This is a genomic window from Cellulosilyticum sp., from assembly GCF_982396655.1.
This window is the reverse complement of sequence record NZ_CEVXFV010000015.1, coordinates 50,395-67,070: the sequence shown is the minus strand read 5'-3', so window position 1 is coordinate 67,070 and position 16,676 is coordinate 50,395. Positions and strand designations below refer to the sequence as shown.

The following is a 16,676-nucleotide window of genomic DNA, read 5'->3' as shown; positions in this document are numbered from 1 at the left end:
AACTAATTTGTAAAAGGCTAGAAAAATTACAGTAGAGAGATAGGTGAGGCGAGGTGCTTAGTTTATTAATAGGCATGGTAATTGGTGGTGTTTCTTTTGCTTTCTTAGGTGAAGGGTTACAGCGAAATGGTGTGACTTGGTTCGAGTCGCTACAGAAGAAAACACGTGATATGAAGAATAAAAAAGTATGGGAATACGGTATCTTTTTAGGCGTGGGAATGATTCTTATCTTTGTAGCAACATTTGTAGGATTAGGTGATTTACCACAAGGATTTTTATTAGGAACATTATATAGTTTAAATAGCATTATCTTTGAAAGTTCATTCTTTGATAAGTTAAGAAATACATTAAGATAAAAAGCGGTGGCACTGAGTGCCGCCGCTTTTTTAGAGTAGGAAGTTCGATTTTTAACTTTGCTACTCTAAAGAATGTGGCGTGAGCCACCTTCTTTAGGATGAATTATTGTTGTAGGTAATTATTGAAGAAGTTTTCGGCAGCAGTGTAACCTTGATTGTAGAGGTAGTTGTAGGTATCGTCGTCTGTTTTAATATTAAAGTCCATGGTAGAAACTTCACCTGTATTAATTTCAATGGTACGGGCAAGGTGGTCTGGATTGGATTTATAGATATTATATTGAATGGAAGTCGCACAGGAAATAATACTGGCAATAAAATCTACAATATTATTAATAGGCGTGGGTGGACGCTCACTTTGAATTAAGCTTCCTAGAGTATGAGTGAGCGCATCCTCTTTATCAAAAAGATTAATGGGGTAAGTATAAAGTAGTCCGCCATCTGAATAAATACGAGGAGAAGTTCTAGGTGAGGCGGCTTCGCCATTGGTTCTGACAGCCTCAAAGAAGAGTGGAATAGACATGGAAATGCGGACAGCCTCTGCAACTTCCATATTAGGGGTGCTATCATAAGAAAAGACAGAAGAGGTGCCATTTGTTACATCAGTACCAATCATATATAAATCTTTGAAGGGACGGCGATCTTTATGAAGATATGGGTCTTGAAAGTCAGCAAAGGTATAAGGTGGAGATTTTTGCGTGGCATCAAATTGTGTTGCAATCTGAGATTTAATCCAATTGTAGAAGTAGTTAGAGGAGTACCAACCAAATTGTTTAATAAGACGATAAACACAATCGAAGTTATCGAAAAGGCGTTCAAATTCAGCCTTTAAGAAAGGAGAGGAAAGCCTAGGCATAGCAGCACTATCTTTAGCGGGAATGTTTGTATAATCTAATGAATTTACCATGGCCTTTAGTTCTGGAAAGGGAAGATTGAAGCTAGTTAAACAGGCTGTAATAGCTCCGGCGGAGGTACCAGCTACGCGTTTGATGCCATCCATGAGATTACGCTGATATAAGGAATCTAATAGTCCTAAATAGGCTATTCCTAGAACACCACCACCGGAGAAAACTAGATTTTTGAAATCCATATTCATGAGACACCTCAGAAATATATTTAAGTAAACTCTAATGTAAATATATTCAGATGAGAGGTAAATTAGAATTTTACATGTCGTTGACTAAAAATAAGCTATATGATAGCATAAATTTAAAAATAATTCTGAAAAATAATGGGGGAATATATGAAAACACTGAATAGAGTAATACTTATATTAATATTTACTTGCTGTATGTTACTTGTAGCTTGCGATAAACCAGTAGAACCAGATGAGATGGCACAGATTTTGTATCAGTTTTATATACAGGAGGACATGACAGATATAGATAAATTAGGACTGACACAAGAAGAAGCAACAAAATTGATAGATAGTGGTATTGAAGGCTTTGAGAAGGAATTACAAGAGAGTTTATGGGGAATAGCATGTGATTATAAGATAGCAATTGGTGTAAATGAAATAGAAAACACTATTAATGCAAGAAGGGAATTAGAGAAAAAATTAACAGCACAGACTCAAATCATTTCCAAGGAAAAAGATAAGGCACAGGTAGAATTAAAGACGACTTACTTTGATGAACAGGCTATTTATGAAGCTGCCGGTAATACATTGGAAGAAAGAGTGTCAGAAGAAGAATTTGAGGATGAGGATGCTTTTATGCAGCGATATATCAATATTTACATAGAAGAGATTATTGCAGCCTATGAGTCTGCAGAGATAAGTACAGAGGAGAAATCAATAGTGATAGAGTTCACTAAACAAGATGGCATGTGGCTTCCGGTAGATAGTCAGGCATTTATAGATCAGCTAACGGAGCTAACTTCCGGTTATGAGGTAGAATAAAGAAACATATATAGGTAATAAATTACATAATGTGGCGATAAATGAAAAGCGTTATTAGTAAAATAACAGTATTAATCAAATAGGTTATATAAAAAAAGATTGTAATGTTCATAGAAAGTAAGGGACATACAATCTTTTTTATTCATTTAGACTAATAAAAAAAATAAGAGACATTTTGAAGTAAAAATACGATTAAAAGAGATGTATAGCAACATAGAATGATAAAGTAAAAGTTTATATTAAGATGAAGGGGGAGAAGTGCATATGAAAAATGAGATGTCAGGTGAAAAGTCATTAGAAAAATATTTAAATAATGGGGTAGAAAATATTATAAAACAGGCGATAAGGGCATCTGTATCAAATCCAAAGGAAAGTATATTTATGGCAAAGTATGCATTAGCTAGTAAGAAGGCAAGCAAATTAAGAAAAGAAGCTGAGCAAAAAGGTGAGCATATACCACCATTTTTAATTGCGAGTATTACGAGTAGTTGTAACTTACAATGTTTAGGATGCTATGCGAGGGCAAAGCAAGCGAACAGTGGAAGCTGTGAGATACAGCAATTAAGTGATGAAAAGTGGCAGGATATATTTAATGAAGCAAAAGAAATGGGTGTAGGTTTTATTTTATTAGCAGGTGGAGAGCCAATGCTTAGAATGGAAGTACTTGAAAAGGCGGGAGCTATACCAGAAGTTTTATTTCCTGTATTTACTAATGGGACATTAATGAATGAAGAAAATTTGAGCGTATTTGAAAAAAATAGGAACCTTATTCCTATTTTAAGCATAGAAGGAGAAAAGGATCAGACTAATCATAGAAGAGGGGAAGGCGTTTACGAACAACTAATAGCTACGATGGCAAAACTACATGAAAAGAAAATTTTATATGGTGTATCTGTGACAGTTACAACAGAGAATATTTATAATGTAACATCAGATAGATTTCTTAGTAATTTACAATCACAAGGATGCAAAATAGTTTTTTATGTAGAGTATGCACCAGTTACTGTAGAAACACGAAATCTAGCAACTACAGAGATTGAAAGATTTTATTTAATTCATCGTTTAAAGGAACTACGACGTAACAATGAGGATATGCTTTTTATTTCTTTTCCAGGAGATGAAAAATTATCCGGAGGTTGTCTAGCAGCAGGAAGGGGATTCTTTCATATCAATGCGCAAGGTGGGGCCGAGCCATGTCCTTTCTCACCTTACTCAGATACAAATCTAAAAGATATTACCTTAAGACAAGCTTTGCAGTCACCATTATTTAAGAAACTTCAACAAAGCAATCTACTCACCCAACCTCATCCAGGAGGATGTGTCTTGTTCGAACAAGAAGATAAAGTAAAAATGGCCCTACTACAATATATGTAAATATATGTAATAGAACCATTTCATTAATCCGTTACGTAGGAATTACCTAAGGGTGCCAGTACTTGCAACCGTTCCAAACCTAATTCGGTGTGGATAAGTGAGAGAACTAGGTTTATCTAGGCTTACAGCGAAGTGAGGGCTAAGGAGACTTAGCTCTCTCACTTATCCATACCAGCCTTGGCCCTCATATACGGTTGCCAACACCTTTAGAAAATCCGAAGTTATTTATTTAGCTGTGATGTAACCTTCAGCTGTAAGTAATTCTGCGATAAGTACAGCGCCACCAGCTGCACCTCTTAATGTATTATGAGAAAGACCTACAAATTTGTAATCGTAAACAGTATCTTCTCTAAGGCGACCAACGCATACAGCCATGCCGCCTTCTGTGTTACGGTCTAAATGAGTTTGTGGTCTGTTATCTTCTTCGAAGTAATGAATGAATTGTTTTGGTGCACTTGGAAGATTTAATGCTTGTGGTTTACCACTATAGTTTTTCCAAGCTTCAAGAATTTGTTCTTTAGTTGGTTTCTTTTTGAAAGAAACGAATACTGTAGCAAGGTGACCATCTAAAACAGGTACACGAATACATTGTGTTGTAATAACTGGGCCATCAGCTTTAACGATTTGACCATCTTCTACGCGTCCCCAAATACGAAGTGGTTCTTGTTCACTTTTTTCTTCTTCTCCGCCGATATAAGGAATAACATTATCCATCATTTCTGGCCATTCTTTGAATGTTTTACCTGCACCAGAAATAGCTTGGTAAGTAGAAGCTACAACTGTTGTTGGTTCATATTCTAATAATGCAGAAAGCATTGGTACATAGCTTTGGATAGAACAGTTTGGTTTTACAGCGATGAAACCTCTTGTAGTACCAAGACGTTTTCTTTGTGCTGCAATAACTTCTAAGTGACTATCATTGATTTCTGGAACAACCATTGGTACATCAGGAGTCCATCTATGCGCTGAGTTGTTAGATACAACTGGAGTTTCTGTTTTTGCATAAGCTTCTTCAAGCGCTTTGATTTCATCCTTTTTCATATCTACTGCACAGAATACGAAGTCAACTTGAGAAGCTACTTCTTCCACTTTTGCAGCATCCATAACGATCATATTTTTCACGTTTTCAGGGATTGGAGTAGCCATTTTCCATCTACCTTCAACCGCTTTTTCATAAACTTGACCAGCAGAACGACTACTTGCAGCAATTACTTTAACCTCAAAGAACGGATGGTTCTCAAGTAATGTTATAAAACGTTGTCCTACCATACCAGTACCGCCAACGATACCTACTCTTAATTTTTTATCCATTTTAATAATCACCTCTACTTTATTAGTATCCCATAGTTATTTTATTGTACTAATTAAAATTAGTAAAAACAATATATAATAAAATATTTAAGTAAAATAGACAAAAAAGATGTAAAAATATAATAAAAACTTATAAAATATACTGATAATTTAGTTTAATGTCGGACAAGCTAGAAAGGTGTATAATAGTATAGGTATAAATATGAAATCTATAGAGAAACAAACTAAAACCTTGAAGTATACATTTGGGTAAATTAGTTTCTCCAAATGAGTTCACATTGCTAAAGATTATGAATAACTAAAATTTATAAATGTGAAATCTATGTAGATAACTAATAGAAAATTTAAGAATAGACTAGTGAAATAAAGGAGTACAAGATGACAGAAAAAGAATTTGAAGGATTTTTAAATGAATGTTGTAATGAAGTCCATGAAAAACAGAAAGAACTTATAGAGAAGTATAATCTAAAGGCATATACAAAATATGTTTTTCATCAAAAAGAAAAATCATTAGAATTTAAAAATGAAGCAGGTGAGTCACTTACTTTTGATATTGCATGTATAGGTTCATGGGACTATACAGAGAAAGTATGGGTATGGGCTTGGGCAAATGAAAATCTTTCAAAAGAAATTCGTGATGAGGCGAAAGAACTTAAAAAGTTAGCCGATACTACAGGATATGAAATCTTTGAGAAAGAAGGTTTTGACTGTGAAGAAATCGTAGCAAGAGATTTGGCATATATAGGTGTACATGCACTAAAGGGTATAGGTGTTTACCGCATTAATGCAGAAGATAGCTATGTATTTGTTGTCTTAAAGAAAGTACAGGAGTAGTTAGACAAAATAAAACTATAGTAAGGGGCTGGGCATTATAGGCGCAAGGCCCCTTTTTTGGTGAGTAAATCTTAAAAAGAAAACATAATTTATTTTAAAAATATATAAGTTAAGGTAATTTTGTGATAAAATACTTGATAAATGAAGACTAAAAAGAAAGACGAGGATATAAAGATGGATTTGAATTGGGACTTAAGAAGATTATATGAATCATTTTCAGGGCCAGACTTCCAAAATGATTTAGTAAGATTAGATAAATTAATTCACAGATTAAATACAATGAGCGTAGAGGTAACAGCTAATCATGAAGATGAAGGGACTAAACTAGAGAACTACATTACTCTTAGTGAAGAACTGGCAATGACATTTGAAAAGCTTGGCGTATTTGCATCTCTTACAACAAGTGTTAATGCAAAAGATGAAGAAGGCACAAAATACGAAGCAATCATTGATCAAAAGTTCAGTGAAACTGCAGAAGCAGAAACACGTATGAGTAACTGGATTAGTGAAATCAAAGATTTAGATGGCATCATTGCAGCATCAGATCGCTTAAAAGAGTTTGATTTCTACCTTAAAGAAAAAGTTGAACAAAATAAACATTTACTTAGTGAAAAAGAAGAAGCAATGCTTGCAAAACTTAAAAATACAGGTTCTACAGCATGGGTTAACTATAAAAACTTACTTATTGCCAACCATAAAGTAGACATTGAGATAAATGGAAAAATGGAATCTTTACCACTTACTGTTGTACTTAACATGGCATATGATTCAGATAAAGAGTTAAGAAAACGTGCATATGAGGCAGAAATTGCATCATACACAAAAATAGAAGATGGTATTGCCGCAGCACTTAATGGCATTAAAGGTGAAGTACTTACAGTGGCGGAACTTAGAGGATATGAGTCACCACTTGCTATGACTTTAGAAGAATCACGTATGGATAGAGCAACATTAGATGCTATGATTGAAGCGATGAAAGAAAGTATGCCTATCTTTAGAAAATATCTTAGAAGAAAAGCAGAAATCTTAGGTTATAGCAATGGTTTACCATTCTATGAAATGTATGCACCAGTTGTTGAAAAAGAAATGAAATATGATTATGAACAAGGTAAGGCTTTCGTAGAAAAGCAATTTAGAACATTTGATGAGAGCTTAGGTGATTATGCAAGAACAGCTTTTGATAATCATTGGATTGATGTACTTCCTAAAGAAGGTAAAGTAGGTGGTGCATTCTGCTGCAATATTCGTAGCATTGGTGAGAGTAGATTCTTATTAAACTATGGTAATAATTTCGGTGACACGATTACTATGGCACATGAATTAGGTCATGGTTTCCATGGAGATTGTTTAAATAATGAAAGTATCTTAAATACAAGTTATCCAATGCCTCTTGCTGAAACAGCATCTAACTTCTGCGAAACAATTGTAAAAAAAGCAGCCATTAAAGAAGGTTCAAGAGAAGAAGCACTTGCTATCTTAGAAACAGAAATTAGTGATGCTACACAAGTTATCGTAGATATTTATTCAAGATATTTATTTGAAACAGCTGTATTTGAACATAGAAAAGATAGTCCACTTACAGTTGAAGAAATCAAAAACCTTATGTTAGATGCACAAAGAGAAGCTTATGGCGATGGTTTAGATCCAAACTACTTACATCCATATATGTGGACATGGAAATCTCATTACTACTATGCAGATGCAAACTTCTATAACTTCCCATATGCATTTGGTTTACTATTTGCAAAAGGTTTATATGCAGAGTACCTTAAAAAAGGCCAAGACTTTGTAAAAGATTATAAAAAACTGCTTTCAGTAACAGGTAAACTTAAAATTGCTGATGTTACAAGAACAGTTGGCATTGAGGTAACAAAACCTGAATTCTGGAGAAATTCTTTAGCAATCGTAGCTGAGGATATCGAAGAATTCATTAAACTAAGCAAAGAACAATAAAAAAGAGCGTGTTTAAATCTTAGGTGAGTTATGTTAGATCATATTTAAAATTATGATTGGTGACTGGAGCTTATAAATTTTGCGTACATAGAGCGAAATAAAAAGGGGAATACTTTTAATGTAGATTCTTGAATGCAAAAGGAGTAACCAGTATGTCAAAGCATAATACCTTAGACGCTAAGATTCAAAGTGAGCTTGATAATGAAAAAGAAGCACGTAATTCTAGCAGTGGATTTAAAAACACAATGAGTTCTGGAACAAATGGTGCCGGAGATAGTCTCCGAAATAAAAGATAAAAGAGGTGGTGGTACGAAAGTGCTACCGCCTTTTTTGTGTGGGCGGCATGGATAAGATAGATATATAGTTTTCCTTCTCCCTCCCTGCGGTCGAAGTCGAGATAAAACTATATATCTATCTTATCCACACCAACCGGAGTTGAGCGTGGTGGCAGCAGCACTTTTGTACTAACTTTAGGGTGTGAGTGGGGCCAAAGGATTAGGAGATAGATTGTTTGATGTATCAGTAGGTTAACTAGATAGTTGCAAACTAGAGGCGTTACTGCATAAGTATCTTTTGAAATAGGTAAAAACTATAAAAAATCCATAGCCTGTGTGGCTACGGATTTTTATAACATTAGTCTTGGCTATGTGGTAAGGCGTTGCAGTATTCGTCGATGCTTTCGGCAACGAGTTTTGCAGCTACTACAGCGTCGATTACTGTTTTAGCGCCACTTACAACGTCACCACAGGCGAATACACCTTGTTTAGTTGTGTGACCTTTTTCATCTGTTACAAGAAGTCCAAATTTAGTTTCAAGTGTTGGACTTGTTGCAACGATATTGCTTTGTGGCACTTGGCTTACGGCGATGATGACTGAGTCACATGGGAAGAGCTGCTCTGAACCTGGAATGGTTTCAAGAGAGACTGACCCATCTTCTTTTGTAACTTTTTGAGTAGTTACGAAGATAACGCCTTCATCAGTAATTTCTACAGGGCTTTTATAGAGGTCAAAAATAACACCGTCTTCTTTAGTTTCTCCGATTTCAACTTTTGTAGCAGTCATATCTTCTTCGCCGCGGCGATAACAGATAGTTACATCTTTTGAACCATAATATTTGGCACTTCTAGCAGCATCCATTGCGACATTACCTGCACCGATAACGCAAACACGTTCACCAAGTTTATAGCTTGAAGGATTTTTAAGATAATCGATAGCATAATGAGAATGACCTAAAGTTTCACCTTTAATATTAAGGGTTTTAGGATTCCATACACCTGTCCCAATAAAGATTGCATCATAACCATCGAAAAGTAGTTTATCTAAAGTAATGACAGGTCCTACAAGAGTATTTGGTTTAATATTAACACCTAATTGAAGTAGTTTATTTTCTAAGTTGTTTACAATGCTTCTAGGTAATCTAAATTCAGGGATACCATAAGTAAGTACACCGCCGATGCGGTCACGTAGTTCAAACATTGTAATATTATAACCCTTTTGAGCCAAAAGGATGGCTGCAGTAATTCCCGCAGGACCGGAACCTACGATGGCAATTTTACGATTATTATTAGGTGCTTTTTCAATTGTAAGTTCTTCAAGATATTGAGATGAGATGTAACGCTCAATATCACAGAAGCTTACAGGTTCACCTTTGATGCCTTTGATACAGTAACCTTTGCATTGATCCTCATGAGGACAGACAATGGCACAAATTGCAGAAAGAGGATTATTATTAAAAAGCATTTGTCCAGCTTCGTGCAGTTTGTTTTCCTGAAAAAGTGTAATTACGTCAGGAATAGGTGTTGCAATAGGACAATGTTGTTTACATCTTGGTTTTTTACATTTTAAGCAGCGTTCTGCTTCCATTAATAAACTTTCCATAGTTAAGTCTCCTAAGTATTTAATAATAACGGACATATAAGATTAACCGTTTTTAAGTTTTGAAACTGATGCCCCCTATAAAGAGCGGCTATTTCTGGGGAAAAATGTTATACTCATTATAGGGGATAAGATAAGCTTTCTCAAGAATTGATAGCATTGTAACAAGAGTAAAATAATGTCAAATAGTCAGAGAAATAGTATATAAAGCCTAGGAAATACTTAAATTTATGGACTTATAAGGAGCGTATATTTTTTAATAAAAATTATTAAAAAAGTCTCTATAAAAGGAGGATTAGATGAACACTGATAAAATAACAACGAACTTAGAATATCGTATTATAGAAAGAGAAGGGGATAAAGATTATTTTATTGAAACAGATTTTTATCCAGTAAATATGGAGCTGCGTATTCCTGGAATGTCACGTTTTCAGTTTCCATTATCTAGAGCTATTTTGGTGAGGACAACGCCTTGTAATGATTGGATTACTATTCATGTTTTACGTGATGTAGATTTATTTTCAAGCTTTGTAAACTTTGAAGTAGATTTATCAGGGAAAAAATTAAATATTATAAAAGAAGAGGGATATATTAAGCTAGATATACAAAGTCTTCCAAATGCGTTATAATGAAATGAAATAAAAGGGGGAAAGCTGATTATAATAATAACAGCTTTTTCTTTTTGTCAAAAATCACTAGAACGTATGACAAAATAAAGTAAGGAGAAGAAATGAAGAGATTATTGATTAAAAAAAATGAATTTTTAATGATTCTTTTAGGCGTAACAATTTTAGCCTTAGGGATTAACTGGTTTACTTCACCACTAGGACTTGTAACTGGTGGTATTTCAGGGATTACAATTATTGTAAAGACGGTTTCATTGCAATTACTTGGATTTGAAATTCCATTATGGGTGACAAACTTTGTGCTTAATGTACCGTTATTTGTAATTAGTATTAAACAGCGTGGCTTTGAATTTGCTAAGAAATCATTATGGTCAGTTATTTTATTAAGCTGCGCATTATGGTATACAGAGTTTATTCCAAATATCTTTAATGTAAATGGTGATTTACTTTTAGGTGGTGTATTTGGAGGGGTTATCTTAGGTTTAGGTGTAGGAACTGTACTTCGCGCAGGCGCTACAACAGGTGGAACAGATATGCTTGCAGCAATTATCCGTTTTATTAATCCTAAATTCCCTATTGCAAAAGTTATGCTTGGAATTGATAGTTTAATTATTTTATTAGGACTTTTAGTATTTGGCTCTAATAAGGCAATGTATGCGATTATTTCTGTTTACATTACATCTAAGGTCATTACAAATGTACTTGAAGGTGTAAACTATGCAAAAGCAGTATTTATTATGTCAGACAAAAATAATATTATTGCCCAAGAAATAATGGAAAAAATCCCTAGAGGCGTAACAGGAATTAAGGCAAATGGAAAATATACAGGGGCAGATAAAGAAATGCTATTCGTAGTTGTTTCACAAAAAGAGATTACAAGACTTCGTGACCTCATTAGAGAAATTGATGAAAATGCCTTTGTAACAATTGCAGATGTACGTGAAGTATTAGGACAAGGATTTATTGAAGATTATACAGCAGCTTTATAAAAGCTTATAATATAGAGTATAAAGGGGTATGTGATGAGACGTTTTAATCGATTTCATAACATACCCTTTTATGATATTAAAAGATTATATAAAAGGATTTGAAAAATAAATATAACAAATTCATAAAATTTAAATATATTTATGGTATACTAAAAATACAAAACAATCAATAAATCATTGTAAGGCTTAAGATTAAGAGAAACCCATAGAGAGAGAAAGGGGCAATACACTCATGAAAGTTAGAGGTAATGGTGAAGGAAAAATAGTGTTAGGATTTAGTGCAATAATGGTAATTGCAAGTATATGGGCAGGTGCATGGCAAAGAGTACTTACCGTACTCATTTTATGGCTTGTATTTTATTTAACCTGCTTATGGGTAAGAGAAATTGAGATTACAGATAGTGAGTTTATTATTAAGAGGTTAGGTAGGCAGGTAAATATTCGAAAAAGCAGTATTACAGATGTAGACATTAAGAAGCATACAATTATTATTTATAGTGGGCGTTATTCAGGTGTAAATTTTTATAAAAATCAAATTCAAAAAGAGGATTTACCTAAACTGATAGACTACTTATCAAAGTATACGACAGTAAAAAAATAAAATATAAACGGGTATCATTTACAGAACTATTAATGCAAATGATACCTGTTTTTTATAGAAGAGGTATGAAAACTTGCATAAAGGCTAGCGTCTCAAGTAAAATGAAAGGGCGATATAATAGGAAAGGAAGTGACCGATGAGTGACAAGATAGTAAATGAATTAGAACAACAGCAATTAAAGAGGTTTTTTATAATAACGATTATATTTTTTATAGGATTAGCATTTTGCGTCAATTCACCTATAGAGATTTTTGAAGGTATGAAGCAAATTATTATTTCAAGGGATGCACTTATAACGGATTATTTTGAGTTAACAAACTATGGTGCGGCATTTTTTAACGGTGCTCTTATGATGATAGCTGTAGCTGTTATTATGTGTAAGTTAAATGTACCAATTACAGGGTTAACACTGGCCGTATTCTTTATTAATGCAGGCTTTGGGTTATTTGGTAAAAATCCAATTAATGTTATCCCTATTTTAATAGGGACAATGCTTTATGCCAGAATGCAAGGTGTAAGTGTACGCAGATATGTATATACAGGATTATTTGGAACATGTTTAGCCCCCCTAGTAACAGAAATAGTATATTTATTACCATTTTCTACTGCTGTTAATATGGTGTTTGCAATATTAATAGGTATATTAATTGGATTTATATTGCCGTCATTATCTATGCATACGGCATCCATGCATATGGGTTACAGTTTATTTAATGTAGGCTTTTCGGCAGGAATACTCGGGTTTGCAATTGTGAGCATTTTAAAGGCTTTTGGACTAGAGAGTGAATCCGTGTTTATCTGGAAAGAAGGTAGACCAGTATGGCTTGTATTAGTATTATATGGATATTTTATAAGTACTTTTTGCTATGGGGCATGGATTAACAAAGGACAAATTAAGAGTATGTTAAAAATCCATCGTCACCCAGGGCGTGCGGTTGCGGATTTTATTCTAATGGATGGTATAGGCAATACACTAATGAATATGGCAGCGGTAGGTAGCGTTGGTTTAACTTATATATTACTAATAGGTGGCGACTTATCAGGGCCAGTAGTAGGTGGTATTCTTACGGTATTTGGATTTGGAGCCTTCGGGGTACATATGAAAAACTTTATACCATGTATGCTAGGTGTATATATTGCCGCTCAGATAAAAATTTTCACACCAGCAATGCCATCTATTCAATTAGCAGCATTATTTAGTTCAAGTTTAGCGCCGATTGCAGGGCAATTTGGACTTGTTGCAGGAATCATTGCAGGCATACTGCATACTTCTATAGTGACATCGACGACTCAAATGTATTTAGGATTAAATTTATATAATAATGGATTTGCAGCAGGATTTGTTGCTATAATAATGATACCATTATTGGAAAGTTTTATGAAAAAGTTCACCAGTGGTGATATTAGGAGATGACAGATATGCTACATGACGAAAAAAAAATAGCTAAAATTGTGGAAGAGCTAACTATATTCTTTTTTGGAATAGGTGGGAATGATATAAGCTCCAACATAAAGAAAGTAGAAAACCAAGCTATTATTTCGTTTAGGTCTAATTATAGTGACAATTGTGCCCATAAGTTAGAGGGAATGGAAAAATCTTTACAAAAACAAAAAAATGAAGGTATCGAGGATATATACTGGGAACTAGCAGGTTCAGGGGATCCAGGTGAAACAAGCCAACTATTACTCATAGGCATGATGGTAGATGAGGCGAAGGTAACAATAGAAGGCGGCTACGTAACAATCGAACTAAAGAAAAATATGTACATTTAACGGTGTCATAAAAAGGGCCGCTGAGACAGTGTGGCACTGCTAGCTACACTCTCCGCAATCTGTGCTGCTCTAAGTTTGTGATTCAAAGCAACGGTGGAAAACACACTTCGTTTGGACGCTCCACCTAAAAACGCTTTAAATCGCTTCACTAAGACCAGCATCAGATTACAGCGCGATAAACCGAGCGCTCGAAGGTAGACTAGCGGTACCCCACTGTCTCAGCTAGGTTTTTTATACATTAGATATAAAAAGAAAAAGTAATGAGTTAATTGAAGAGCAAAAAAATAGAGAATGAGTTAATTCAAGAGTAGAAGAAAATAGAGAATGTGCTAAGTATAATGGTTTAAGATGGGTGTTATGAAATACTAGGGAACTAGGTTCATGATGCCCATTTTTTTGTGTTTTGTGATAAAATGAGAGTAGAATGTAAGTAGTAAGGAAGGAATGAATATGGAACCAAAACATGTAGTAAGTCAGAAAAGTAAAGCTAAAGTGAAGAAGCCTAAACAATACAAGGTAGTGATGCATAATGATGACTATACAACAATGGAATTCGTGGTAGAAGTATTAACACAAATTTTTAATAAGAAGATTGAGGAAGCTAATAAGATTATGCTAGAGGTTCACAAGAATGGTAGCGGCGTAGCGGGAATTTACTCATATGATATTGCCATGACTAAAGCTGGAACAGCTATGGCGTGGGCAAAGGAAGAAGGTTTTCCATTTAAACTTAGTGTAGAAGAGGTGTAAATATGTATATATCAGCATTAGTGGGCAAAATTATTGCCCAGGCTAATGAATTAGCAGCTAAATTGGGGCACGAATACATTACACCTGAACATATTATTTTGGTAATGTGTGGTCAAAAGATTTTTAAAGAAGCTTTTGAGAGTTGTGGTGGGGATATAAATGTACTTCGAAACAATATAGCAGCTTATTTAGACGAAAATATGGATAAAGTAGAACATGTAGACCCTGTGGAGAGCTTTAGTTTACAGCAAGCCCTTTTAAGAGCTACAGAACAAGTGATTAATAGTGGTAAGAATCAGATTGAATTTGATCACTTATTAGCAGCTATTATGGATTTACCAGAAAGCTATGGGGTTTATTATATTTTAGAACAAGGTGTAACGAAAAGGGACTTACTTTTTGACCTTTGTCATTTAGAAGAAGAGGAAAAAGAACATAGTTTAAGCCTCGTTAAAAATAGTAAAGGTGAGTTAACTAAATCTACTGCAGCAGAATATGCGGAAGAAGAAGCTGAAGAAGATGAAGAAGATGCAATGCCATCAGGCTTTGAAGAATATATAAGAAACTTAAATGAAGAAGCAGAGAAAACGGATGAACCATTGGTAGGGCGTGAAGATTTAATCATTCGTACGATTCAAGTGTTGTGCAGAAAACAAAAGAATAATCCTATTCATGTAGGTGAACCTGGTGTAGGTAAAACTAAACTCACATTAGGGCTTGCAAAGCGCATTAATGAAGGAAAGGTACCAGATTTATTAAAGGGTGCACAAATCTTTGAATTGGATTTAGGAAGTGTTCTTGCAGGCACACAATATCGTGGGGATTTTGAAAAACGTCTTAAAAAAATATTAGATACTATTAAAAAGTTAGATAAGCCAATTGTTTATATTGATGAGATTCATAATATTGTAGGAGCAGGTGCATTAGGAGCAGGCTCTTTAGATGCATCTAATCTTTTAAAACCTTATTTAACAGATGGGCATATTAAGTTCATTGGTGCGACAACCTATGAAGAATATAAAAAGTACTTTGAGAAGGATAAAGGCCTAGTACGAAGATTTCAGACGATAGAAGTGAAGGAACCAAGTGTAGAAGAGACGATAGAAATTTTAAATGGACTTAAAGTGCATTATGAAAAATATCATGGCGTCACTTATACAGATGAAGCGATTAAGGCAGCAGTAGAATTAAGTCATCAATACATTAATGATAGATTTTTGCCAGATAAGGCAATTGACCTTATTGATGAGGCAGGAGCATGTAATACGGTTAAAGATAAAAAAGGCAAGAAGAAGGTCATTGATGTAGAGCTGATTCAAGAAACACTTTCTAAGATTTGTCATATTCCAAAACAAACAGTAGAGAAGAAAGAAGTAACAGCACTTAAACAACTTGAAGGTGTACTTGAAGGGCAAATCTTCGGTCAAAATCAGGCCATTAAGCAAATCGTTAAATCTATTAAACTATCTAGGGCAGGGCTTAGCGATGGCAATAAACCAGTGGCAAGCTTCCTGTTTGTAGGGCCAACAGGTGTAGGTAAAACAGAGATTGCAAAATGTTTAGCTAATGAGTTAGGTGTTAAACTAATTCGTTTTGATATGAGTGAATACACAGAGAAACATACAGCTTCCAAACTTATTGGTTCACCACCAGGGTATGTAGGTTATGAAGAGGGCGGATTATTAACGGATGCTATTCGTAAAACACCTTATTGTGTATTACTTTTAGATGAAATAGAAAAGGCACATCAAGATATTTTTAATATCTTATTACAAGTCATGGACTATGCAACTCTTACGGATAACCAAGGTAGAAAGGCGGACTTTAGAAATGTTATTTTAATTATGACGTCTAATGCAGGTGCATCTAGAATTGGTAAGAAACTTGTAGGTTTTGGTGAAAGAACAATGGAAGGAGAAGCTATTCAAGATGAGGTTAAAAAGGTATTTACACCAGAGTTTAGAAATAGATTAAGTAGCGTTGTTGTCTTTAATCATATTAATGAAGAAATGGCAAAGCTCATTGCGAAAAAAGAGTTAAATAAATTTAAGGAAATTCTTAAAGAAAAGAATATCCAATTAACCTTTGATAAAAAATGTATCACGTATATTGCAGAAAAGGGTATCTCCACAGAGTTTGGTGCAAGAGAAATTGCAAGACTTATTGAAGATGAACTTAAACCACTTCTAGTAGATGAAATTTTATTTGGTCAATTAGTAGATGGTGGAAGCTGTAAGATAACAGTAGTGGATAAAAAATTCAAGCTATCATTTAAGTAATAAATTAGTTCGCACAATAAAAATTTATATAATAAAAGCTTATACAATAATGACTTAA

General features: G+C 34.3%; 16 protein-coding genes. 13 read left to right on the top strand and 3 right to left on the bottom strand.

The genetic code is table 11. The features are described from left to right. The first annotated feature begins 53 nt into the window (after positions 1-53). Positions 54-356 carry a hypothetical protein gene (locus tag AC1VAQ_RS08635; RefSeq protein WP_302598992.1) on the top strand — a complete coding sequence of 101 codons (303 nt, stop codon included), beginning with the start codon at positions 54-56 and terminating at the stop codon, positions 354-356. Between the two features lie 103 nt (positions 357-459). On the opposite strand, the gene AC1VAQ_RS08630 is transcribed toward AC1VAQ_RS08635, so the two are convergent. Further along, positions 460-1,443 (bottom strand): patatin-like phospholipase family protein, encoded by a 984-nt coding sequence (locus AC1VAQ_RS08630; protein ID WP_302598993.1) that lies wholly within the window; start codon positions 1,441-1,443, stop codon positions 460-462. Positions 1,444-1,596: 153 nt separating this feature from the next. On the opposite strand from AC1VAQ_RS08630, the gene AC1VAQ_RS08625 reads away from it, so the two are divergent. Together AC1VAQ_RS08625 and AC1VAQ_RS08620 are read left to right on the top strand one after the other, a co-directional pair. Then, a complete protein-coding gene (locus AC1VAQ_RS08625; RefSeq protein WP_302598994.1) occupies positions 1,597-2,253 on the top strand; it encodes a DUF5105 domain-containing protein in 657 nt (218 codons plus the stop codon). 264 nt (positions 2,254-2,517) lie between these two features. Beyond that, entirely contained in the window at positions 2,518-3,627 is a 1,110-nt protein-coding gene (locus AC1VAQ_RS08620; protein ID WP_330697600.1) for a radical SAM protein, read from the top strand. Positions 3,628-3,852: 225 nt separating this feature from the next. On the opposite strand, the gene asd is transcribed toward AC1VAQ_RS08620, so the two are convergent. Then, positions 3,853-4,938, bottom strand: coding sequence for an aspartate-semialdehyde dehydrogenase (gene asd, locus AC1VAQ_RS08615; protein WP_302598995.1), 1,086 nt, complete (start codon positions 4,936-4,938; stop codon positions 3,853-3,855). Positions 4,939-5,316: 378 nt separating this feature from the next. On the opposite strand from asd, the gene AC1VAQ_RS08610 reads away from it, so the two are divergent. From AC1VAQ_RS08610 to AC1VAQ_RS08600, 3 genes are all read left to right on the top strand, one after another. Continuing rightward, a complete protein-coding gene (locus AC1VAQ_RS08610; protein ID WP_302598996.1) occupies positions 5,317-5,772 on the top strand; it encodes a DUF6882 domain-containing protein in 456 nt (151 codons plus the stop codon). A 174-nt stretch (positions 5,773-5,946) separates the two neighbouring features. Further along, positions 5,947-7,725: a M3 family oligoendopeptidase gene (locus AC1VAQ_RS08605; protein ID WP_303244215.1), complete on the top strand. Its 1,779-nt coding sequence runs from the start codon at positions 5,947-5,949 to the stop codon at positions 7,723-7,725. Between the two features lie 152 nt (positions 7,726-7,877). Beyond that, positions 7,878-8,021 (top strand): hypothetical protein, encoded by a 144-nt coding sequence (locus AC1VAQ_RS08600; protein ID WP_302599000.1) that lies wholly within the window; start codon positions 7,878-7,880, stop codon positions 8,019-8,021. Between the two features lie 337 nt (positions 8,022-8,358). Here the strand turns inward: AC1VAQ_RS08600 and AC1VAQ_RS08595 are convergent, their stop codons facing one another. Beyond that, positions 8,359-9,603 (bottom strand): NAD(P)-dependent oxidoreductase, encoded by a 1,245-nt coding sequence (locus AC1VAQ_RS08595; protein ID WP_302598062.1) that lies wholly within the window; start codon positions 9,601-9,603, stop codon positions 8,359-8,361. A gap of 296 nt (positions 9,604-9,899) precedes the next feature. On the opposite strand from AC1VAQ_RS08595, the gene AC1VAQ_RS08590 reads away from it, so the two are divergent. From AC1VAQ_RS08590 to clpA, 7 genes are all read left to right on the top strand, one after another. Then, positions 9,900-10,229 (top strand): hypothetical protein, encoded by a 330-nt coding sequence (locus AC1VAQ_RS08590; protein WP_302598061.1) that lies wholly within the window; start codon positions 9,900-9,902, stop codon positions 10,227-10,229. A gap of 101 nt (positions 10,230-10,330) precedes the next feature. After that, entirely contained in the window at positions 10,331-11,215 is an 885-nt protein-coding gene (locus AC1VAQ_RS08585) for a YitT family protein (RefSeq protein WP_302598060.1), read from the top strand. A 232-nt stretch (positions 11,216-11,447) separates the two neighbouring features. After that, positions 11,448-11,816, top strand: coding sequence for a hypothetical protein (locus AC1VAQ_RS08580; RefSeq protein ID WP_302598058.1), 369 nt, complete (start codon positions 11,448-11,450; stop codon positions 11,814-11,816). 136 nt (positions 11,817-11,952) lie between these two features. Beyond that, the gene (locus AC1VAQ_RS08575; RefSeq protein ID WP_302598056.1) at positions 11,953-13,230 is read left to right on the top strand and encodes a DUF1576 domain-containing protein; all 1,278 of its coding nucleotides are present in this window, start codon (positions 11,953-11,955) and stop codon (positions 13,228-13,230) included. Continuing rightward, positions 13,227-13,589: a hypothetical protein gene (locus AC1VAQ_RS08570; protein WP_479903798.1), complete on the top strand. Its 363-nt coding sequence runs from the start codon at positions 13,227-13,229 to the stop codon at positions 13,587-13,589. Before AC1VAQ_RS08575 ends, AC1VAQ_RS08570 begins: the two co-directional genes overlap by 4 nt. A 450-nt stretch (positions 13,590-14,039) precedes the next feature. After that, positions 14,040-14,339 (top strand): ATP-dependent Clp protease adaptor ClpS, encoded by a 300-nt coding sequence (locus AC1VAQ_RS08565; RefSeq protein ID WP_302598053.1) that lies wholly within the window; start codon positions 14,040-14,042, stop codon positions 14,337-14,339. A 2-nt stretch (positions 14,340-14,341) separates the two neighbouring features. Further along, positions 14,342-16,618, top strand: coding sequence for an ATP-dependent Clp protease ATP-binding subunit ClpA (gene clpA / locus AC1VAQ_RS08560; RefSeq protein WP_302598051.1), 2,277 nt, complete (start codon positions 14,342-14,344; stop codon positions 16,616-16,618). The last annotated feature ends 58 nt before the right edge of the window (positions 16,619-16,676 follow it).